This window comes from Pantoea sp. X-Soil-TKNS-1280 (assembly GCF_059730475.1).
On sequence record NZ_AP035962.1, the window covers coordinates 3,517,027 to 3,539,047 of the forward strand.

A 22,021-nucleotide genomic window follows, 5' to 3' on the forward strand; every position below is an offset into this window, starting at 1 on the left:
TGACGACCTCAAACATGCTGATGATGAAATCGTACTGAGCCTTGTTAAGCCGCCATCCTGGTAATGGGGACGTTTTATTTCTTAAAATGACAACGGGGAAAATATCTTTTTTATTGATTGGCAAAATGCGAACTACATGAAACTCCTTAAACTCTTTTTTTGGCATATCTGTTTTCCAGAAAGGTTTGCCGAGCCCGAACCTCTCCATGACTTATCAATAAAATCATCAAGATAAGCAGCACTCCAGAGGTATCCCTGCATGCCGTATATGGCTTTATTCGCCAGCAGTTCAATATGGCGTTGGGTTTCAACTCCCTCAACAATGACGCCACTGCACAAATCGTTGAGATGGCCTAACAGAATGTCAAATATGTGATTTTCGCCATATTCCCAGAAAAAGGCTTTATCGATCTTGACGCATTCAAATATTCCGCTACTCATCATGGTTAGATTGGAATATCCCGGACCAAAATCATCGAGCCATAATGGGGCAATTTTTGCTAACCCCTTTAGAATTAACAAATCGGCTCGCGTGTAACGGGCAATGAAAAACGCCGATATTTCGAAGCGGAAAAATGGCAACAGTTCCAGTCTTTGCTGGACATGTGCGTCTGCAAAGATGCTGGTTACAATATCTCTGTTAATGTTCACGCTAATGATTTGCTGGAAACCTTTGCGATAAAGTTGCTCAAGTTGTTCAATCTGCAACAGGAATATCTGCCATTTTTCTTCCGTCGATAAGTGGCTGAAAAAACCTGATTCTCTATCTGAATCACGCTCGTGGGTAATATCGGCATCGTCAGAAAAACGCGTCAGCAATTCCCAGGCAATTAACTTACCTGGCAGACTGTAGACCGGTTCTAAAATGAAGACGTATTGCTGTCGCATGCCTACTAACGCTCCCTTTAACCACGATCCGACAGGATCTAAATGTCAGAATCCCTCATGTAAACAGTAAGGAAAACATTGTCAAAACTTAACTCCTTTACTGAAGATTAACGCATAACTTACAGTTTGAGAAATAGGCAAGGCCTAATCATCCGCTTCGTTTAATAGAAATCTCAAATCAATTTACTTTTGGCACTGTTTAACCATTGACCAAAGTTTCAGATAAGTCTTAGATTCAGATACCCACACTGATCTTCATGACAAAAACAGAAATACATAAGTCCATAAATTTAAACTAAAAATAAAAAATTAATCATAAATAAGTTCATCTGACGTCAAAAAGGCGTTATCAAACCAGAAAACATGGGTTTCCTGAAGGTTCCAGAAAATAAATAATAACTAACTGCAATTATTTTGTGACCAATGATCAAATTTTTATTATGAATATAAAATAAAACATAACAGAAAAGCTGTTTAGTAACGCCAGGCTTTCATGGGCAATGCGGCGATTTTTGTGCCGGATAACCTGTCTGCGGCTTCGCTTTTTTAAATAAATGAATAAGATAGCTATTCAACCGTAGCTTCATTCCTGCCACCGCTCATTCGGTTAATTCAGGAGTGACCAGGATCGCAAATTTAATATGAGGGTGAAGTGCGGAGATAATAATGGAGCGGAAAACAAACCGAGCCACAGGCGTGGCTCGGTAAAGAGATGATTAATTATTCGTCTTCAAGGTAGGTATAGCCATACAAGCCACTCTCGAATTCTTCAAGGAACTGCGCACGCAGTTCTTCGTCGATATCGGTCTGCTTCACCTGATTACGGAACAACGTCATCAGTTCAGCCGGGTTCAGCTGAACATATTGCAGCATATCGGCGACGGTATCACCTTCATCTGACAGCTGAACTTCGACACTGCCATCCGGGAAGGCAAACACATCCACGGCTTCTGTATCACCAAACAGGTTATGCATGTTGCCAAGGATTTCCTGATAGGCGCCCACCATAAAGAAGCCCAGCATTGGCGGGTTGTCGATATCGTATTCCGGCATCGGCATGGTGGTAGCTATGCCATCACCGTCGACATAGTGATCGATGGTGCCATCGGAATCACAGGTGATATCGAGCAGCACCGCGCGACGCTGCGGCATTTTGTTCAGCCCTTCCAGCGGCAGTACCGGGAACAGCTGATCGATACCCCAGGCATCCGGCATCGACTGGAACAGTGAGAAGTTGACATAAATCTTGTCTGCCATACGCTCCTGCAGCTCATCGATGATCGGGCGATGCGCACGATTGCTCGGATCGAGATGCTGCTGAATGTAATGACAGATGCTGAGATACAACTGCTCGGCCCAGGCACGCTGGCGCAGATCATAAGTACCCGAAGAATAACCGGTGTGGATGTCGAACAGGTCCATCTGGCTGTCATGCAGCCACTCACGCAGCGAACGACGCACGTTAGGTTCGTGCATCTCCTGCCAGGTATCCCACATACTTTGGATTGGACGCGGTGCATCAACATCCGGCGCGACCGGCGTGCTGAATTCGTTACGTTCGACCCCAATAATGTTGGAAACCAGCACCGTATGGTGCGCAGTCACCGCACGACCGGATTCGGTAATCACCGTCGGATGCTCCAGTCCATGTTCCTCACAGGCATCACCAATCGCCCAGATCACGTTATTGGCGTATTCATTCAGGCCATAGTTAACCGAACAATCCGATTGCGAGCGCGTCCCTTCGTAATCCACCCCGAGACCGCCACCCACATCGAAACATTTAATGTTGACGCCCAGCTTCGCCAGTTCGACATAGAAGCGTGCCGATTCGCGCACACCGGTGGCGATATCGCGAATGTTGGCCATCTGTGAACCAAGATGGAAATGCAGCAGTTGCAGGCTGTCGATACGACCGGCCTTACGCATGATCTCAACCAGCTGCAATACCTGCGAAGCCGCCAGACCAAACTTAGATTTCTCACCACCGCTCGACTGCCATTTACCGGAACCCTGTGACGCCAGGCGCGCGCGGATACCCAGACGCGGCACCACATTGAGACGTTCGGCTTCTTCCAGCACCAGTCGCACCTCGGTCATCTTTTCGAGTACCAGGTACACTTTATGACCGAGCTTCTCACCAATCAGCGCCAGGCGAATATATTCGCGATCTTTATAGCCGTTACAGACGATAACCGTGCGCGTCTTACCGGCGTGTGCCAGTACCGCCATCAGCTCCGCTTTGGAACCCGCTTCCAGGCCCAGCGGCTCGCCGGAGTTAACCAGCGATTCGATCACACGTTTGTGCTGGTTAACCTTGATCGGATAAACCAGGAAGTAATCACCTTTATAGCCATAAGATTCACGCGCGCGTTTAAAGGCACCGTTAATCGAACGCAGGCGATGTTGCAGAATCTGCGGGAAGCAGAATAACGCAGGCAGACGCTGACCATCCGCTTCACGTTCTTTCACCAGCTTAGCGAGATCGACACGAACTTCCGGCATGTCCGGATCCGGGCACACGCTGATGTGACCCAGTTCGTTCACGTCATAATAGTTATTGCCCCACCAGGCAATATTGTAGGTGCGCAGCATTCTGCTCGCTTCCAGGTCATTCATCGCCACCTCCTGCATGGAGCGGAGTACACCCTGTTCGCCTGCTGACGAACCCTTGATATTCTTCATGTCGTCAGACATCGCGAACCTCAATTTTCCGTTGGAATAAGAAACAGTTGCCGATTTTTGTCATTGTTACGTCGGGAAAAAAATGCCCCATCCTGCGCAGACTCCCTCATCAGGTGTTCCGGGTAAGTGTAAAACACCGGGCCGGGATGCGTGCAACCAGGCCAGAAATAGCCTGACATTTCCAGCGCTGTGGGCGCGTGAAAAACATCGACAGAATTGTGGGGGACAGTTTAGCCGGCGCTCGTGTCGGGATAATTACCGCAACGAACAAAACTTCGACTGGAGAGTAAAACAGAAATGGAAATGGGAAGGATGGCCAGCGCGCACGCTGAACGCAGTGAACCGTATAAAGAGAAAGATGGGTTCATTACTTTAATCACCTCCAACGCATGGGGAAAACATGCGGTAAACGGCCTGGGTGAAAGCCAGATATATATAGACATATCTGACGAGCGCGACGCACGGCGGCGTCATCCTTTTGGGCTGTGGTCGACAGCAGCGGCGATTTATACAGCCTGACGCGTAAAATTGCAAAAGCTTTCATGTAACCGGCCGATACCCTGACTGTAGCGGGCATCTGTGTCAGGAAAATTTGCCAGTTCTGCTGTTGCGTAAAATGCGGAAACAGAAAAAGGGCTGGTAATTCGCTCAGTGAGTAACCTAGAATAGCCATCCAGATGCTCATCCATCTATACTGGTTAATTAACTTCCAGGCTGGCCTTGCTTACGCTACGCAGTCGAATTCAAACCATTTGTAAGGTAAAGAACAGAATGGCTAAACACCTTTTTACGTCTGAGTCCGTATCAGAAGGACATCCTGATAAAATCGCTGACCAAATTTCTGACGCCGTGTTGGACGCCATCCTTGAACAGGATCCGAAAGCACGCGTGGCCTGCGAAACATACGTGAAAACCGGTATGGTGCTGGTTGGCGGTGAAATCACCACCAGCGCATGGGTCGATATCGAAGAGATCACCCGTAATACCGTTCGTGAAATCGGCTATGTTCATTCCGATATGGGCTTTGATGCCAATTCCTGTGCGGTACTGAGCGCCATCGGTAAACAATCCCCTGACATCAACCAGGGCGTTGATCGTACCGATCCGCTGGAGCAGGGAGCCGGTGACCAGGGCCTGATGTTTGGCTACGCCACCAACGAAACTGATGTGCTGATGCCTGCGCCGGTAACCTATGCGCACCGTCTGGTACAGCGTCAGGCTGAAGTGCGTAAAAATGGCACCCTGCCGTGGCTGCGTCCGGATGCGAAAAGCCAGATCACTTTCCAGTACGATGGCGGCAAGATTGTCGGTATCGACGCTGTAGTCCTGTCAACTCAGCATGCTGAAGATATTTCTCAGGCTGACCTGCGTGAAGCCGTGATGGAAGAGATCATCAAGCCGGTTCTGCCGACTGAGTGGATCAACGCCAGCACCAAGTACCATATCAACCCGACTGGCCGTTTCGTTATCGGTGGCCCGATGGGTGACTGTGGTCTGACTGGTCGTAAAATCATCGTTGATACCTACGGCGGTATGGCGCGTCACGGTGGCGGTGCATTCTCCGGTAAAGATCCATCAAAAGTTGACCGTTCTGCGGCTTACGCTGCGCGTTATGTGGCGAAAAACATCGTTGCGGCCGGTCTGGCTGACCGTTGTGAGATCCAGGTTTCCTACGCGATCGGCGTGGCCGAACCGACCTCCATCATGGTGGAAACCTTCGGTACCGAGAAAGTGGCAACTGAACAGCTGACCCTGCTGGTACGCGAGTTCTTCGACCTGCGTCCTTACGGTCTGATTCAGATGATGGATCTGTTAAAACCGATCTACAAAGAGACTGCTGCTTACGGTCACTTTGGTCGCGAACACTTCCCGTGGGAAAAAACCGACAAAGCCGCACAGCTGCGTGAAGCTGCCGGCCTGTAAGTTTTAGGCCCACAGGCGACAAAATCAGGGAGGCTCTGGCCTCCCTGATTCATTTCTGCAGAGATGCATTTTATCGCGTGATTTTTTACCCACTCGCGAGATAAATCGCACCGCCACGTTTTGTACAGTTTTTTATTTCCCACCTTTCGCCAGGCACACTTTTTCATGCCGTCTACACTTCCAACATCCTGTTCACAACAAAATGTTAACGATTACATTTTGAAACGCTTTAAATATCTGTCATTTAGGAATTTTGCAGCGTAGTCATTCCAGTAAAAATGCGTTATTTTCAGCGTCGTCTGATAGCCGATATTTAGAATGATGTCAGAAACTTAACGGGTGCTATACCTTACTGGTTACTGAACCATTTCGGGTAAAAAATGCTGAATTACAGGGTTTCAGTGTGTGTAACCGATTACATTCATGTGATCGCCCTCACTTTTTCCCGGAAGCAGGTTCCTTAACATTGATAAAAACAACGATGGATAATTTTGGAGGCAATATGCCTGGCAATACTCATAAAAGCAGAACCTCGAATAAGGCGATGACCTTGTTTGTCTGCTTTCTCGCGGCCCTGGCCGGCCTGCTGTTCGGGTTGGATATCGGCGTTATCGCAGGTGCCCTGCCCTTTATCGCTAAAGACTTTAACGTAACCGCCCATCAGCAGGAGTGGATCGTCAGCTCCATGATGTTTGGTGCAGCGGTGGGTGCCATCGGTAGCGGTTGGATGTCATCACAACTGGGCCGTAAAAAAAGCCTGATGGCCGGTGCCATTTTGTTTGTCATTGGCTCCCTCTGGTCAGCCTTTGCACCTAACCCGGAAATGTTGATTGTTGCCCGTGTGGTTCTGGGTCTGGCGGTAGGTGTGGCATCTTACACCGCGCCGTTGTATCTCTCTGAAATCGCACCGGAAAAAATCCGTGGCAGCATGATTTCTCTGTATCAGCTGATGATCACCATCGGTATTCTGGCGGCTTACCTGTCCGATACCGCGTTCAGTGATGCTGGCGCATGGCGCTGGATGCTGGGCGTGATCACCATTCCGGCGATTCTGCTGCTGGTCGGCGTGGTGTTCCTGCCAAACAGCCCACGCTGGCTGGCGGCAAAAGGTAACTTCCGCGATGCACAGCGCGTACTGGATCGTCTGCGTGATACCAGCGAGCAGGCGAAACGTGAGCTGGATGAAATCCGTGAAAGTCTGAAGATCAAACAGTCAGGCTGGCAGCTGTTCCAGAGCAATAGCAACTTCCGTCGCGCAGTGTTCCTCGGCGTGCTGTTGCAGGTGATGCAGCAATTCACCGGCATGAACGTCATCATGTACTACGCGCCAAAAATCTTTGAAATCGCTGGTTTTGCCAACACCACGCAGCAAATGTGGGGCACGGTGATTGTCGGTCTGGTGAACGTACTGGCAACCTTTATCGCTATCGGCCTGGTGGATCGCTGGGGTCGTAAACCGACGCTGGTACTGGGCTTCCTGGTGATGGCGGCCGGTATGGGTATCCTCGGTTCCATGCTGCACGTGGGTATTCACTCCGAAGGTGCGCAATACTTTGCGGTTGCTATGCTGCTGATGTTTATCGTTGGTTTTGCCATGAGTGCCGGCCCGCTGATTTGGGTACTGTGCTCTGAAATCCAGCCGCTGAAAGGTCGTGACTTTGGTATCACCGTCTCAACCGCCACCAACTGGATTGCCAACATGATTGTCGGCGCAACCTTCCTGACGATGCTGAACTCGCTGGGCAACGCACCGACCTTCTGGGTTTACGCGGGACTGAACGTGTTCTTTATCCTGCTGACACTGGTGCTGATTCCGGAGACCAAAAACGTCTCACTGGAGCACATCGAACGTAACCTGCTGTCGGGCAAAAAACTGCGCGAAATCGGTCAGCAGTGATCGAGATATAACGCACAAGGGCTGCCAGCTGGCAGCCCTTTTTTATTACCCGCCCCGCAACGGTTGAGTTCCCTGGCGCAACATCTTATGCTGGCCGACATGAAAACACCCCGCCTGCCTATCGCTATCCAACAAGCCGTCATGCGCTCACTGCGCCAGTTCCTGCAACTGGCTAACGAGCGGCTGGAACGCAGCTATCCCGAACCCAAACTGATCTATCAGCAACGCGGCACCGCGGCGGGAACCGCCTGGCTGGAAAAGTGGGAAATTCGCCTCAATCCGGTATTACTGCTGGAAAATCAGCAGGCATTTATTGATGAAGTCGTCCCTCACGAGCTGGCGCACCTGCTGGTATGGAAAACCTTCGGTCGCGTTGCACCACACGGCAAAGAGTGGAAATGGATGATGGAAAACGTGCTGGGCGTTGCGGCACGTCGCACCCACCAGTTTGAAATCGACTCCGTTCGCAGCCAGACTTTCCCCTACCGCTGCGGTTGCCAGCAACATCAGTTAACCGTGCGTCGCCACAATCGTGTGCTGCGCGGCGAAAGTGAATATCGCTGCGTCCATTGCGGCACGTTGCTGCAACCCGGTGAATTTACAACAAGTTAGTCTGATTATCCCATTTCACCCCCGCCAGCATTCTGCTAACCTGCCGCCTTTTTTCGCACCAGGTTAATTTTTGGAATATGTCTCGCAAAATTATTATCGCCCTGACCTTGTTAGTCGCGCCGCTTAGCGCGTATAGCCTTAACCTCAACAATTATCATCAGAACAACTTCCAGCAAGCCAAAGAATACGCGGCTTATATCAATGCCGATGCCCCCGGCAGTTTCTATTGTGGCTGCAAAATTAACTGGCACGGCAAAAAAGGCGTGCCAGACCTGAGCAGTTGCGGTTATAGCGTGCGTAAAAATGCCAATCGTGCAGAGCGCATTGAATGGGAACATGTGATGCCAGCCTGGGAGTTCGGCCATCAGCGTCAATGCTGGCAGAACGGCGGCCGTAAGAATTGCAGCAAAGATGCCGACTACCGCCGGATTGAGAGCGATCTGCATAACCTGCAACCGGCGATTGGTGAAGTGAACGGCGACCGTGGCAATTTTCAGTACAGCCAGTGGAACGGTGGTGATCAACCTTATGGTCAGTGCAGCATGAAGATTGATTTCAAACAGAAGCTGGCGCAGCCGCCGGAACGCGCCCGTGGCGCGATTGCCCGCACCTACTTCTATATGCGCGATCAATATCACCTGAGTCTGTCACGCCAGCAAACTCAGCTGTTTACCGCCTGGGATAAGCAATATCCGGTAACGCCGTGGGAGTGCGAACGCGATAACCGCATTGCCAAAGTCCAGGGTAATCATAATCCTTATGTGCTTCAGGCTTGCCAGCGCTAAAAGCGCTACCCTAAACTAGCGGTTTTCCGATTGGGCCGTGCCTGAGGCACGGCATTAACGCTGGCAGGAACCCAATGCGTATACCTCGCATTTTTCACCCCGAATCACTGACTGTGGACAGTGAGATTTTCCTCGACGAAGACGCCGCCAACCACGTCGGGCGCGTGCTGCGCATGAGTACCGGCCAGCGCCTTGAGATGTTTGATGGCAGTAATCTGACTTTTGCTGGCGAAATCACCCAAGCCGATAAAAAGCGTGTACAAGTAAGAGTCCTTACCAGCCAACTGGACGATCGCGAATCACCGCTGCACCTGCATCTCGGCCAGGTGATGTCGCGTGGTGAAAAGATGGAATTCACTATCCAAAAATCGATCGAGCTTGGCGTCAACGTCATTACGCCCTTGTTTTCTGAACGCTGCGGCGTAAAGCTGGATGCAGAGCGTCTGGCGAAGAAAATTCAGCAATGGCAGAAAATCGCAATTGCCGCCTGCGAGCAGTGCGGCCGTAATCGTGTGCCGGAAATTCGGGCAGCGATGACGCTGGAGGCGTGGTGCGCTGAAGCGGATGAGGGTCTAAAACTTAATTTGCACCCGCGCGCCAGCCACAGTATCAACACGCTGCCGCTGCCGGTGGAACGCATCCGTCTGCTGATTGGCCCGGAAGGTGGCCTGTCATCAGACGAAATTAGCATGACGTCGCAGCATGGTTTTACCGATATTCTGCTGGGACCACGCGTGCTGCGCACCGAAACTACCGCTCTCACCGCCATTACGGCACTTCAGGTGAGGTTTGGTGACCTCGGTTAAGGGATACTTGCGGGTTACAGACTAGGCAGGGGTAGCTGATTCCCCCTTTGAGGAGAGAATAATGATTAAGCTTGGCATCGTTATGGACCCGATTTCGTCCATCAACATTAAAAAAGACACCAGCTTCGCCATGTTGCTGGAAGCACAGCGCCGTGGTTACGAAATTCACTACATGGAGATGAACGATCTCTCCCTGCGCGGCGGCGTCACTTATGCGCGCACGCGCCTGCTCAGCGTGGAACAAAACTACGACAAATGGTACGAATTTGGCAGCGAGCAGGAGATCAAACTGGCCGATCTCAACGTGGTGCTGATGCGCAAAGATCCGCCGTTTGATACCGAGTTCATCTACGCAACCTATCTGCTGGAACGCGCGGAAGAACAAGGCACGCTGATCGTTAACAAACCGCAGAGCCTGCGCGACTGTAACGAAAAACTGTACACCGCCTGGTTTGCTGATTTAACCCCGGACACCCTGGTTACCCGCAGCAAAGAGAAACTGCGCGCGTTCTGGCAGGAACACGGTGATGTGATCCTGAAACCGCTGGACGGCATGGGCGGCGCATCGATCTTCCGCGTGAAGCAGGATGATCCTAACTTTGGCGTGATCACCGAAACCCTGACCAACCACGGCCAGAACTTCTGCATGGCACAAAATTACCTGCCAGCGATTAAAGACGGTGATAAACGTGTACTGGTCGTGGATGGTGAACCCGTCCCCTACTGCCTGGCGCGCATCCCGCAGGGTGGAGAAACCCGTGGTAACCTCGCGGCAGGTGGACGTGGCGAAGCACGCCCGCTGAGCGACAGCGACTGGGAAATTGCCCGTCGTGTTGGCCCCACGCTGAAAGCAAAAGGGTTGATTTTTGTCGGTCTCGATATCATCGGTGATAAACTGACTGAAGTGAACGTAACCAGCCCGACCTGCGTGCGTGAAATTGAAGCCGCCTTCCCGATCTCCATCACCGGTATGCTGATGGATGCGATTGAGAAACGTCTGGGCTAAGGATGCCGCCGGAGCCTGTGCTCCATGAACCACCCAATACCGGTATTGCTGCGGCAATGCCGGTTATTTTTGGTATACGAGTGAGAATGAATTTACAGCATCATTTTTTGATTGCGATGCCATCCCTACAGGATCCCTTCTTCAAACGCTCGGTGGTCTACATTTGCGAGCATAACGAAGACGGTGCCATGGGCTTAATCATCAATAAGCCAATGGATAATCTGACGGTTGAAGGCATCCTTAAAAAGCTCAAAATCAGCCCATCAGATCGTGATCCGGCCATCAGGCTGGATAAACCGGTATTCGCTGGCGGCCCGCTGGCGGAGGACCGCGGCTTTATTCTGCACTCTGCTCAGCGCATCTATTCATCCAGCATCCGCATCTCCGACACCACCGTGATTACCACTTCACGAGATGTGCTGGAAGCCATTGGCAGCACCTCCCAGCCGGAGAACGTGCTGGTAGCGCTGGGTTACTGTGCCTGGGAGAAGGATCAACTGGAAAACGAATTGCTGGAAAATGCGTGGCTGACGACGCCAGCTTCCACCAATATCCTGTTCCAGACACCGATCGCGGAGCGTTGGCGTGAAGCCGCTAAATGCCTGGGTGTGGATATCCATAATATGACCAACGATGCAGGGCACGCCTGATGGCCAGTGAAACACTGCTGGGCTTTGATTTCGGCACCAAAAGCATCGGTGTAGCCGTCGGCCAACAGCTGACGGGAACCGCACGCGCGCTGACCGCGTTAAAAGCACAGGACGGCACGCCGGACTGGAATCAGATCGAACGTCTGCTGAAAGAGTGGCAGCCCGATTACGTGGTCGTTGGGCTGCCGTTAAATATGGATGGCACCGAACAGGAACTGACAGCGCGCGCCCGTAAATTTGCCAATCGTCTGCATGGCCGGTTTGGCGTGCGCGTCGAGTTGCAGGATGAACGCCTCAGTACCGTTGAAGCGCGCGCCGGTTTGTTCGAGCGTGGCGGCTACCGCGCCCTGCAAAAAGGACGGGTTGATGCGCAATCGGCGGTGATCATCCTTGAGGATTGGTTCGACAATCATTGATCCGTCAGATTACCCCCTGCTGTCGCCGTGCCTGCTCACTCTGGGCAAAGGTTTGCATCCCGGCCTGAGCGCCGGTTTGCAGCACGCCCGGCAGCTGATGCATTTTGCCCTCACGAATCAGATTAGCCACTGCCGGGGTCGCCACCAACACTTCAAATAAGCCAATCCGCCCCCCGTTTTTCGCCGCCACCAGCCGTTGCGCCAGCACCGCTTTCAGGCTGCCCGCCAGCTGGCTGCGAACCAGGTTCTTCTCCTCGGCAGGGAACACATCCACCAGCCGGTCTACCGCCTGGGTCGCCCCACGTGTGTGCAGTGTCGCCAGCACCAGATGGCCGGTTTCGGCTGCAGTTAATGCCAGCCGAATGGTTTCGCTATCGCGCAGCTCACCCAGCAGTATCACATCCGGGTCTTCACGCAGCGCCGCTTTCAATCCCTGACGAAACGAGGCGCAGTGCGCCCCCACCTCCCGCTGCTGAATCAGCGAACGCTGGCTGTGGTGGACAAACTCGATGGGATCTTCCAGCGTCAGAATATGGCGCGCCTGATGGCGATTCAGGCTATCTACCAGCGCCGCCAGGGTAGTGGATTTGCCGCTGCCGGTGGCCCCGGTAATTAATATCAGCCCCTCATCCAGCTGCAACAGCTGTTCAACCACCGGTGGTAAATGCAGGCTGGCAAGCTCGGGAACCTGGCTGGCAATCAGACGCAACGCCAGCGATACCCCCTGCCGTTGCAGGAACAGATTGGCGCGTAGCCGCACGCCACTTGCCAGCGTGATGGCGAAATCCACATGGCCTTCCGCATTAAGCAGAGCCTGCTGCTCGCTATCCAGCCACTGGGTGATAAAGGTTTCCAGCCATAGAGGGTCCAGCACCGCCTGTTCGGGGATGGGTTCCAGCACGCCCTGACGCCGCCAGTGTGGCAAATGTCCGCTGCAAAGGTGCAGATCGGCGGCGTTATGCTTTACACTAAGGGCCACAACTTTATCCAAATCCATAGAAATTCTCCTGACTATGACTTCCATTGAGCACAACTTACAGCAAGTGCGCGAGCGTATCGCCGCTGCCGCTGCGCGTTGCGGACGCGCGCCAGAAGAAATCACGCTGCTTGCAGTGAGTAAAACCAAACCTGTGAGCGCAGTTGCAGAAGCGATAGCGGCCGGACAACGGGCATTCGGCGAAAATTACGTGCAGGAAGGGGTTGAAAAAGTCACCGCGCTGGCCGCACATCCTGATCTGCAATGGCACTTCATCGGGCCGTTGCAGTCGAATAAGAGCCGTCTGGTGGCGGAGCATTTTGCCTGGTGCCACACCGTCGATCGACTGCGCATCGCACAGCGTCTGAATGACCAGCGCCCGGCACATTTGCCGCCGCTTAATGTGTTAATTCAGGTAAATATCAGTGACGAGAACAGCAAATCTGGCATCATGCTGGATGCGCTGCCGACGCTGGCGCAGGAGATCGCAGCTTTACCGCAGCTGCGTTTACGCGGTCTGATGGCGATTCCGGCCCCCGAGCAGGATTACGATCGCCAACTGGCAGTATGTCAGCAGATGGCTGCTGCGTTTCGTGCCTTGCAACAGGATTACCCTGGCGTCGATACGCTTTCTCTGGGAATGAGCGACGACATGGAAGCGGCCATCGCCGCAGGCAGTACCATGGTGCGCATCGGCACCGCCGTATTTGGCGCGCGGGATTATGCGCGCACTTCACAACAATAATTGAGGAACCTCATGTTAACAATGACGTTTTTAGTCAAAACGCTGATCGACCTGTACGTGATGGTATTACTGCTGCGTATCTGGATGCAGTGGTCACGCTGTGACTTCTATAATCCGCTATCGCAGTTTGTCGTGAAGATTACCCAGCCGATCATCAAACCGCTGCGCCGCGTGCTGCCTGCTTTGGGGCCGATTGATACCGCGTCGCTGCTGCTGGCGTTTGTGCTGACCACCCTGAAATACCCGATTCTGCTGTTAATTCAGGTCGGCGTGTTCTCAGTCGATCCCACCAACCTGCTGGTCGGATTGCTGTCATTGCTGAAATCTGCCGGTTATCTGGTGTTCTGGGTGATCATCATCCGTTCGCTGATGAGCTGGATCAGCCAGGGCCGTGGTCCGATTGATTATGTATTGATTCAACTGACCGAACCGCTGATGGCACCGATTCGTCGCATTCTGCCAGCGATGGGCGGCATCGATTTTTCTGCCATGATTGTGATTCTGGTGCTGTATGCGCTGAATTTCCTCGGCATGGACCTGTTCCCGGGTCTCTGGTACTTGCTGTAATTCGTTAATCTGGAACTGTTATGCAAAAAGTTGTTCTCGCCACCGGTAATCCGGGCAAAGTTCGTGAACTGGCCGACCTGCTGTCGGCCTTTGGCCTCGATATCGTGGCACAAACCGAGCTGGGCGTGGAGTCAGCGGAAGAAACCGGTCTGACTTTTATCGAAAACGCTATCCTGAAAGCGCGCCATGCTGCCCAAATCACCGGCCTGCCCGCGATTGCGGATGACTCCGGTCTGGCGGTTGATGCCCTCGGCGGTGCTCCTGGTATCTACTCCGCGCGCTACGCGGGCCTGGAAGCCAGCGATCAGCAGAATCTTGAGAAGCTGCTGGTCGCACTGGATAACGTCGCGGATGGCGAGCGTCAGGCCCAGTTCCATTGCGTGCTGGTGTATGTACGCCATGCCGCAGACCCTACGCCGCTGGTGTTTCATGGCAGCTGGGCAGGCGAAATCACCCGCGCCGCAGCAGGCCAGGGGGGTTTTGGCTACGATCCGATTTTCTATGTCCCTGAACTGGGCAAAACGGCTGCGGAGCTGAGTAAAGATGAAAAGCGCGCCGTTTCTCACCGTGGCAAAGCATTGACGCTGTTACTGGATGCGATGCGCAATGCCTGATTTACCGCCGTTAAGCCTTTACATCCACATTCCGTGGTGTGTACAGAAGTGCCCCTATTGTGATTTCAACTCTCATGCATTGAAAGGCGAGGTGCCGCACATCGAGTATGTGCAGCACCTGCTGAACGATCTGGAGCAGGATTTGCCGCTCACCAGCGGACGCGAAGTTCGCACCATTTTTATTGGTGGTGGCACCCCCAGCCTGCTGAGCAGCAATGCCATGCAGATGCTGATGGATGGTGTGCGTGCGCGGCTGCCGCTGGCAGCAGACGCAGAAATCACTATGGAAGCCAATCCCGGCACGGTCGAAGCCGATCGTTTCAGCGGCTACCAGCGGGCCGGAATCAACCGTATTTCGATTGGGGTGCAGAGTTTCAGCCCGCAGAAGCTGGAGCGCCTGGGTCGTATTCATGGCCCGGAAGAGGCGAAACGCGCTGCCCATCTCGCCGCCGGGCTTGGCCTGCGCAGCTTTAACCTCGATTTGATGCACGGCCTGCCCGATCAGTCGCTGGAGGAAGCGCTCGACGATTTACGTCAGGCGATTGCGCTTAATCCGCCGCATCTGTCGTGGTATCAGCTGACCATCGAGCCAAATACGCTGTTTGGTTCGCGTCCCCCGGTGCTGCCGGATGATGACGCGCTGTGGGATATCTTCGAACAAGGCCATCAGCTGCTGACGGCGGCCGGTTATCAGCAATATGAAACCTCCGCCTATGCGAAACCTGGCTACCGTTGCGAGCACAACCTCAATTACTGGCGCTTTGGTGATTACCTCGGCATTGGTTGTGGTGCTCACGGCAAGCTGACGCAACCGGATGGCAGTATCCTGCGTACGGTGAAAACCCGCCATCCGCGTGGCTTTATGAAGGGCAATTATCTGGATAAGCAGCATCAGGTTGCGGATGCGGATAAACCTTTCGAGTTCTTTATGAACCGTTTCCGTCTGCTGGAAGCGGCACCGCGTGCTGACTTCCGTCGCTATACCGGGCTGGATGAGGCGATCATCCGTCCGCAGATTGATGCAGCCATTGCGGCCGGATACGTGGTTGAAACGGAGCAACAGTGGCAGATTACGGAAAAAGGCAAGTTGTTCCTTAATTCGTTGCTGGAGTTGTTCTTAGCCGAAGAATAAAAATAGCCCGGATAATTCCGGGCCATTTTATTAATTCCGCTCAGTATTCTGTCTTAATTGCAGCAGATGCGTATTGATTAACGCAATATTCACTTCACAGGGTGAACCATCATCCAGATAGACGGTTTCCGCTATCTCCAGCACTGCATCATTTTCTTTTAATTTCAGAAGATTAATCTGCTCTGGATTGGTCAGGTTAATTGCGTTTAAATGCTGATCCCTGCGCTGAACCTTCTTGCCCGTAATTTGTTCAATATACGAGTATTTAGATATTTCCAGCTTACTGAACTCCATGCTGCTAAACATACTTACCGGCAGATGGCACTGTTCCAGTGCGACAGGAATATCATCAAAACACATCAGACGAACAATTTTGTACACCTGGTCGCTGTTTTTAATGCGCAGTGCCTGCGCCATATCCGCTGATGGCACTTTGATGATGCTGGCGGTAATGACTTTTCTGATCCCTTTATAACCCTTTTTCTGCGCCTGATAATCAAAAGGTGACAGGGCGTGAAAGCGGCCAGAATGATTACTTTTCCCAATAGAACCCACGAAAAGGCCAGACCCTTTCACCCGGTAAATGCGCTGCTGCTCAATCAGAATACGGGTTGCTTCCCGCACAGTGGCACGGGTAATGCCGATGTTTTTCGCGATCGCAATTTCGGTATCGAGTTTATCGCCAGGCAGAAGCCCTTCATCTTTAATCTTGCGGAGGATGTAATCGACAACCTCTTTCTGCTTCTCAGTAATGCCATCGACCATCAACGTTGTTCCCGATAAGAGTAGGCTCTGGCTCCGTGAGCCATGAGTGCACATGTATGCCTGAGTTTATTTTCTAAGTGCCAGTCTGACCGCATCAGGATGTGATCGAGTTAACGAATTTGCACTCAATCTCAGGGTGTCCAGCCAGATTTCAATCTTACATATTGTATCTATACACGTCCATGTGCATTATCAAGATGACTAGACATATTAAACATGTCTATACCTGATAACCAACACCAGCGCATTGGTGAAAAATTCCAGAATAAAATATAACTATATAATTAATATCAATTTTTATTGAAAAATAGTTCTACACCAACAAAAACAGAAAAGATTACGCGCACAACACCAGGTGCAGTAGCCATCAGGTTTCAGGGATAAATGACTGGACATCTTTTGCCACAGAAGCGTTAACGGCCAACAGTAAAGAGTCCGGGTTACTGCATAAAACAGAGCTAAAGCGAGATCAGTTCATGGTAAATAGAGAGTTAGCAAACGCGATTCGATTTCTCAGCATTGATGCGATCCAGAAGGCCAATTCAGGGCATCCTGGTGCCCCGATGGGAATGGCGGATATTGCCGAAGTTGTCTGGCGTCACCATTTACGCCACAACCCCAAAAATCCTCAGTGGTTCAATCGCGACCGTTATGTTCAGTCCAACGGACATGGCTCGATGCTGCTTTATTCCCTGCTGCATCTGACTGGCTACGATCTGTCGATTGAGGACATCCGCCAGTTTCGCCAGCTCCATTCCCGCACCCCAGGGCATCCTGAATACGGCTATACCCCAGGGGTCGAGACCACCACTGGGCCACTCGGTCAGGGTGTAGCGAATGCGGTCGGCATGGCGATTGCCGAGAAAGCTCTGGCGGCTCAGTTCAATAAACCTGATTTTGCCGTTGTCGATCATTACACCTGGCTGTTTTTAGGTGACGGTTGCCTGATGGAAGGGATTTCCCATGAGGCCTGCGGCCTGGCGGGCACTCTGCAACTCGGCAAATTGATCGCCATCTGGGATGACAACGGTATCTCTATTGATGGTCATGTCGAAGGCTGGTTCTCCGAAGATACCGCCGCACGTTTCCGCGCTTATGGCTGGCATGTAATTGAGGGTGTCGATGGGCATAATGCCGCCGCTGTTGATGCTGCGGTGCGTGAAGCCAAAGCGGTCACAGACAAACCCAGCCTGTTATGTTGCAAAACCATCATCGGCTTTGGCTCACCAAATAAAGCCAATAGCCACGATTGTCATGGTTCCGCCCTTGGCACCGCAGAAGTCGCGCTGGTGCGTGAAACACTGAACTGGCCCTACGCGCCATTTGAAATTCCCGATTCGATCTACCAGGCCTGGGATGCCCGCGAACAAGGGGCAAAAAATCAACAAGCATGGGATCAACTGTTTGCCGCTTATCAACAGCAATGGCCGCAACTCGCTGATGAGTTTACCCGCCGTATGCAGGGCGATCTGCCGGCTAACTGGGCGGAAGATATGGATGGCTATATCGCGGCATTACAGGCGACGCCAGCCAGCCTGGCAACCCGTCAGGTCAGCCAGAAGTGCCTGAATCATTTCGCCGATTTACTGCCGGAAATGCTGGGCGGTTCGGCAGACCTGTCACCGTCGAATCTGACCAGACAGCAGCAATCCGTCGATTTCAGCGCTGAAAATCCGGCGGGCAATTACATTTCCTACGGCGTGCGCGAGTTCGGCATGTCCGCCATTATGAATGGCCTGGCCCTGCATGGCGGCTTCATCCCTTACGGCGGCACCTTCCTGATGTTTATGGAATACGCCCGCAATGCGGTGCGTATGGCGGCACTCATGAAGATCCGTTCGGTATTCGTGTATAGCCATGACACCATCGGCCTCGGTGAAGATGGCCCTACCCATCAACCGGTTGAACAATTAGCCTCGCTGCGACTGACCCCCAATATGGAAACCTGGCGCGGTTGCGATCAGGTCGAAGTGGCAGTGGCATGGCGTCAGGCGATTGAACGTAAAAACGGACCCAGTGCGTTAATTCTGACCCGGCAACCGCTTGAGCAGCAACCGCGCTCTGCGGCACAACTGGCTGATATTGCGCGCGGCGGATATGTGCTGCTTGATTGCGAGGGCAAACCCGAGCTGTTGCTGATTTCATCAGGTTCAGAAATCGAGCTGGTGGTCGCTGCCGCTAAAGTTCTGTTACAGGAAGGTCGCAAGGTACGGGTGGTTTCTATCCCCTGCACCGAACGCTTTGATCAGCAGGATGCGCAATATAAAGAATCGGTACTGCCGCACGACGTGCGTAAACGTCTGGCCGTTGAAGCCAGTATTGAGGGATTCTGGCAGCGCTACACCGGTCTGGATGGCAAAGTGATCGGGATGAAATCTTTCGGTGAGTCCGCTCCGGCAAACGTACTTTTCAAACATTTCGGCTTTACGGTAGAAAACGTACTTGAATCCGCCCGTAGCCTACTGAAGTAATCACTGAACACGTATTTAATGCAGGAAAACGATATGTCGAATCTGTCAAAGTGGCTGAATGATGAAAAGATCCAGTACCTGGAAAATGTCTCCGACTGGAAAGAGGCCATTCAGGTAGCAGGACGTCCGCTGTTGGAGGAAGGTGCCATTTCTCAGCAATACATTGATGTCATCATTCAGCAAAAAGAGGACATTGGCCCCTACTTTGTTATCGCCCCGCGGATAGCCATGCCGCATGCTCGTCCGGAGCAGGGAGCGAATAAACTCGGGTTATCCATCATCAAACTGGCGACGCCCGTCAAATTTGATGCTGATGAAAACGATCCGGTTGATGCTATTTTTATGTTCTCAGCCGCAGATAGTCATAGTCATATTGAAATGATTTCAGAGCTGGCAGAAGTCCTTTCAGATGAAGACAAGATGAATCAATTCTTCAACTCCCGCAGTAAAGAAGAATTGCGTGCGGTGTTACTGACAGACAACGTTGTTAATTAAACAAGCATGACGAATATATTTCAGAATAGAAACCAAGAGGTGTGAAATGAAAATTATGGCGGTTTGCGGTTCAGGGCTGGGAAGCAGCTTTATGATGGAGATGAACATTAAAAAAGTGCTGAAAGCCATCGACATCACTGCGGAAGTTGAACATTCCGACCTGGGTTCAGTAACCCCCGACGTTGCGGATGTTTTTGTCATGGGTAAAGACATTGCCTACAGTGCCAATCTTCCTGAAGGCAAGGTAATTATCATCAACAACATCATTGATATTAAAGAGCTTGAGCAGAAAATTCGCGAATATTTTAATAAACCCTGACTCAAACTTTTCTACCCTAAATCATTCAGGTTGCAGCCAGGGAATATGCAACCTGGATGATCACGACTATAAAACAGAACGCTTACCGCTGAGGTTATTATGTTTATCCAAAACCTTTTATTGGTCGTTGTTGACGTGCTGAAAGTGCCTTCAATCCTGGTAGGATTAGTGGCGTTATTTGGTCTCGTCGCACAAAGAAAACCGTTCCCGGATGTAATTAAAGGTACGGTAAAAACTATTCTGGGCTTTTTAGTGCTGGCAGGTGGTGCGTCGGTGCTGGTCGGTTCACTGACTCCGCTGGGTGACATCTTCAAGCAGGCTTTTGATGTACAAGGTATTATTCCAAACAACGAGGCCATGGTCTCGATTGCGCTGGAAAAATACGGTGCACCGACCACGCTGATCATGGCTTTTGGCATGGTGGCGAATATTGTGGTTGCCCGTTTTACCCGCCTGAAATATATCTACCTTTCCGGCCATGTTACTTTTTATATGGCCTGTATGGTGGCCATTATTCTGTCAGTTGCCGGTTTTGAGGGTGTGCAGCTTATTTACACCGGTTCTCTCGCCCTCGGAATGCTGATGGCGTTTTTCCCGGCGCTGGCCCAGCCGCATATGCGTAAAATTGTGGGTCATGATCAGGTAGCCCTGGCGCATACCGGTACGGTTGGTTATGTTCTGTCAGGCTGGATTGGTTCTCTGGTCGGTAAAGGATCAAAATCCACCGAAGAGATGAACATGCCGAAAAACCTGAGTTTTTTGCGCGACAGCACCATCTCAATTTCTCTGACCATGATGATTATCTACTTTATTTTGTCTGCTTCTGCGGGCAAAGACTATGTGGAAAGTCATTTCAGCCATGGTCAGAACTACCTGGTCTATTCATTCGTACAGGCCATTACTTTCGCCGCCGGTGTATTTATTATTCTGCAGGGTGTGCGGTTAATTCTGGCAGAGATTGTACCGGCGTTTACCGGATTTTCGGAAAAGCTGGTGCCCAATGCCCGTCCGGCACTTGATTGCCCGATTGTTTTTCCCTATGCGCCGAATGCAGTGCTGGTTGGTTTTATCTCCAGCTTTGTCGGTGGCCTGGTCGGATTATTTATCCTCGGCCAATTGAAATGGGTATTAATTCTGCCGGGCGTTGTACCGCACTTTTTCTGCGGGGCTACTGCCGGGGTATTTGGTAACGCCACAGGCGGCAAGCGTGGTGCGATGCTGGGTGCATTTGCCCATGGCGTGCTGATTACCTTCCTGCCAGTTGCGTTATTACCGGTACTGGGTGCACTGGGCTTAACCAATACCACCTTCTCAGATACGGATTTTGGTGTGACGGGGATTCTCCTCGGTAATATGGCCAGATATATGGACAAAGGCACCATCACCATGGTGATTACCGGGATTTTTGCTCTGCTGGTTATTTATAACTTTGCCGCCAGCAATAAGACGGTGGCTAAAGAAGCGAACAACGAATAAAAACAATCAGGGGCTGAAATCAGCCCCTTTTTTTAACCTTTAATTCCCTGCACCAGGCCTTTACGCTGCCCTTCCAGGTCAGTCACGCGATTACACACCTCATGACCAAAATTCTGAAAATCCTTCTCCTGCTTGTTCCATTCGGTTTGAATCGACTGCTGTAAGCCGCCGAGATTACCGACTAAAGCCTGCAACGGGTTATTGCCGCTGCCTGCCTGCTGGCTGCCCATCTCGTTCAGGCTGTCCTGCAGGATACCACCCATGGTGCTTTGCACCAGTTTTTCACCGTCGGCACGTACCTGATCAATTGCCTGATGATGGAAAGTCAGACCATCGCTACGATGCTCAATAATCCGGTTCATCTGCTGCTTCAGCTGACCATCCAGTTTGCTGAGGCGATTACGCACGTTGCTGTTTGGTCCCAGCTTTTCGACAATCACCTGATCCAGGGCAACACGACTGCGCTCCAGACGGGAACTCGCACCCTGATCGATCCAGGGTAAGTCACGACGCAGGGCGTTTTGATAGTCGATCGCTTTCTGGCGTGTGGCGTTATCGACACTCACTTTCTGCCCATTGAACTGCACATCACCCTGCGGCGAGATTTCGAGGTTGCCGTTTTCTCCCACCACCTGCACGCTCTGCGGCTTAATAATCACATCATCTTGTGGCTTAACGCTGCATTCATACGCAGCCTGGGCCTGAGTCGCCGCCAGCAACAACGCGGCGAGAAGCGCTTTACGAACCATGAAATCTCCTGCATCCCTGGGTGAACCGTAACGGCACGATACAT

At 51.9% G+C, this 22,021-nt stretch carries 21 protein-coding genes; 16 read left to right on the forward strand and 5 right to left on the reverse strand.

Annotated elements, in window-relative coordinates; all coding sequences use genetic code 11:
• Positions 1-132 precede the first annotated feature (132 nt).
• On the reverse strand, positions 133-888 hold the full coding sequence (locus AC6I8X_RS16230; protein WP_313683604.1) for an EAL domain-containing protein: 756 nt from the start codon (positions 886-888) through the stop codon (positions 133-135).
• Between the two features lie 720 nt (positions 889-1,608).
• Positions 1,609-3,585, reverse strand: a complete 1,977-nt coding sequence (speA, locus tag AC6I8X_RS16235) for a biosynthetic arginine decarboxylase (protein WP_313683603.1) — start codon at positions 3,583-3,585, stop codon at positions 1,609-1,611.
• A gap of 759 nt (positions 3,586-4,344) precedes the next feature.
• Here speA and metK point away from each other — a divergent pair.
• The 8 genes from metK (at position 4,345) to ruvX (ending at position 11,668) form a co-directional block, all read left to right on the forward strand.
• Complete coding sequence (gene metK, locus AC6I8X_RS16240; protein ID WP_416411766.1) at positions 4,345-5,496, forward strand: methionine adenosyltransferase; 1,152 nt, start codon at positions 4,345-4,347, stop codon at positions 5,494-5,496.
• 502 nt (positions 5,497-5,998) lie between these two features.
• Positions 5,999-7,393, forward strand: a complete 1,395-nt coding sequence (locus AC6I8X_RS16245; RefSeq protein ID WP_313688680.1) for a sugar porter family MFS transporter — start codon at positions 5,999-6,001, stop codon at positions 7,391-7,393.
• Between the two features lie 99 nt (positions 7,394-7,492).
• Positions 7,493-8,005: a SprT family zinc-dependent metalloprotease gene (locus AC6I8X_RS16250; protein WP_497840114.1), complete on the forward strand. Its 513-nt coding sequence runs from the start codon at positions 7,493-7,495 to the stop codon at positions 8,003-8,005.
• A 77-nt stretch (positions 8,006-8,082) separates the two neighbouring features.
• Positions 8,083-8,790: a deoxyribonuclease I gene (gene endA / locus AC6I8X_RS16255; RefSeq protein WP_299459953.1), complete on the forward strand. Its 708-nt coding sequence runs from the start codon at positions 8,083-8,085 to the stop codon at positions 8,788-8,790.
• 74 nt (positions 8,791-8,864) lie between these two features.
• Entirely contained in the window at positions 8,865-9,596 is a 732-nt protein-coding gene (gene rsmE / locus AC6I8X_RS16260) for a 16S rRNA (uracil(1498)-N(3))-methyltransferase (RefSeq protein WP_497840115.1), read from the forward strand.
• Between the two features lie 61 nt (positions 9,597-9,657).
• Positions 9,658-10,602 carry a glutathione synthase gene (gene gshB / locus AC6I8X_RS16265; protein ID WP_013510368.1) on the forward strand — a complete coding sequence of 315 codons (945 nt, stop codon included), beginning with the start codon at positions 9,658-9,660 and terminating at the stop codon, positions 10,600-10,602.
• A gap of 86 nt (positions 10,603-10,688) precedes the next feature.
• Positions 10,689-11,252, forward strand: coding sequence for a YqgE/AlgH family protein (locus AC6I8X_RS16270; RefSeq protein WP_084878574.1), 564 nt, complete (start codon positions 10,689-10,691; stop codon positions 11,250-11,252).
• Positions 11,252-11,668: a Holliday junction resolvase RuvX gene (gene ruvX / locus AC6I8X_RS16275; protein ID WP_084876592.1), complete on the forward strand. Its 417-nt coding sequence runs from the start codon at positions 11,252-11,254 to the stop codon at positions 11,666-11,668. Before AC6I8X_RS16270 ends, ruvX begins: the two co-directional genes overlap by 1 nt.
• A 4-nt stretch (positions 11,669-11,672) precedes the next feature.
• Here the strand turns inward: ruvX and AC6I8X_RS16280 are convergent, their stop codons facing one another.
• Positions 11,673-12,665 (reverse strand): type IV pilus twitching motility protein PilT, encoded by a 993-nt coding sequence (locus AC6I8X_RS16280; RefSeq protein WP_497840116.1) that lies wholly within the window; start codon positions 12,663-12,665, stop codon positions 11,673-11,675.
• 16 nt (positions 12,666-12,681) lie between these two features.
• Here AC6I8X_RS16280 and AC6I8X_RS16285 point away from each other — a divergent pair, with 16 nt between their 5' ends.
• Genes AC6I8X_RS16285 through hemW form a run of 4 tightly spaced genes read left to right on the forward strand, consistent with a single transcriptional unit; the run spans position 12,682 to position 15,702 of the window.
• Entirely contained in the window at positions 12,682-13,389 is a 708-nt protein-coding gene (locus AC6I8X_RS16285; RefSeq protein WP_084876594.1) for a YggS family pyridoxal phosphate-dependent enzyme, read from the forward strand.
• A 12-nt stretch (positions 13,390-13,401) separates the two neighbouring features.
• Complete coding sequence (locus AC6I8X_RS16290; RefSeq protein ID WP_021186199.1) at positions 13,402-13,956, forward strand: YggT family protein; 555 nt, start codon at positions 13,402-13,404, stop codon at positions 13,954-13,956.
• A 20-nt stretch (positions 13,957-13,976) separates the two neighbouring features.
• Entirely contained in the window at positions 13,977-14,570 is a 594-nt protein-coding gene (locus AC6I8X_RS16295; protein ID WP_313685215.1) for an XTP/dITP diphosphatase, read from the forward strand.
• Positions 14,563-15,702 carry a radical SAM family heme chaperone HemW gene (gene hemW, locus AC6I8X_RS16300; RefSeq protein WP_084876596.1) on the forward strand — a complete coding sequence of 380 codons (1,140 nt, stop codon included), beginning with the start codon at positions 14,563-14,565 and terminating at the stop codon, positions 15,700-15,702. Before AC6I8X_RS16295 ends, hemW begins: the two co-directional genes overlap by 8 nt.
• Before the next feature lie 30 nt (positions 15,703-15,732).
• Here the strand turns inward: hemW and AC6I8X_RS16305 are convergent, their stop codons facing one another.
• Positions 15,733-16,467 carry a GntR family transcriptional regulator gene (locus tag AC6I8X_RS16305; RefSeq protein WP_313685212.1) on the reverse strand — a complete coding sequence of 245 codons (735 nt, stop codon included), beginning with the start codon at positions 16,465-16,467 and terminating at the stop codon, positions 15,733-15,735.
• Positions 16,468-16,943: 476 nt separating this feature from the next.
• Between AC6I8X_RS16305 and tkt the strand changes: the two genes are divergently transcribed.
• From tkt to ulaA, 4 genes are all read left to right on the forward strand, one after another.
• Positions 16,944-18,938 (forward strand): transketolase, encoded by a 1,995-nt coding sequence (gene tkt, locus AC6I8X_RS16310; protein ID WP_313685210.1) that lies wholly within the window; start codon positions 16,944-16,946, stop codon positions 18,936-18,938.
• A gap of 33 nt (positions 18,939-18,971) precedes the next feature.
• Positions 18,972-19,433, forward strand: coding sequence for a PTS sugar transporter subunit IIA (locus AC6I8X_RS16315; protein WP_313685222.1), 462 nt, complete (start codon positions 18,972-18,974; stop codon positions 19,431-19,433).
• A 46-nt stretch (positions 19,434-19,479) separates the two neighbouring features.
• Positions 19,480-19,752 (forward strand): PTS sugar transporter subunit IIB, encoded by a 273-nt coding sequence (locus AC6I8X_RS16320; RefSeq protein ID WP_299459922.1) that lies wholly within the window; start codon positions 19,480-19,482, stop codon positions 19,750-19,752.
• Positions 19,753-19,851: 99 nt separating this feature from the next.
• Positions 19,852-21,228 (forward strand): PTS ascorbate transporter subunit IIC, encoded by a 1,377-nt coding sequence (gene ulaA, locus AC6I8X_RS16325; RefSeq protein ID WP_299459919.1) that lies wholly within the window; start codon positions 19,852-19,854, stop codon positions 21,226-21,228.
• A 32-nt stretch (positions 21,229-21,260) separates the two neighbouring features.
• On the opposite strand, the gene AC6I8X_RS16330 is transcribed toward ulaA, so the two are convergent.
• Positions 21,261-21,977 carry a YggN family protein gene (locus tag AC6I8X_RS16330; RefSeq protein ID WP_313685204.1) on the reverse strand — a complete coding sequence of 239 codons (717 nt, stop codon included), beginning with the start codon at positions 21,975-21,977 and terminating at the stop codon, positions 21,261-21,263.
• Positions 21,978-22,021 lie beyond the last annotated feature (44 nt).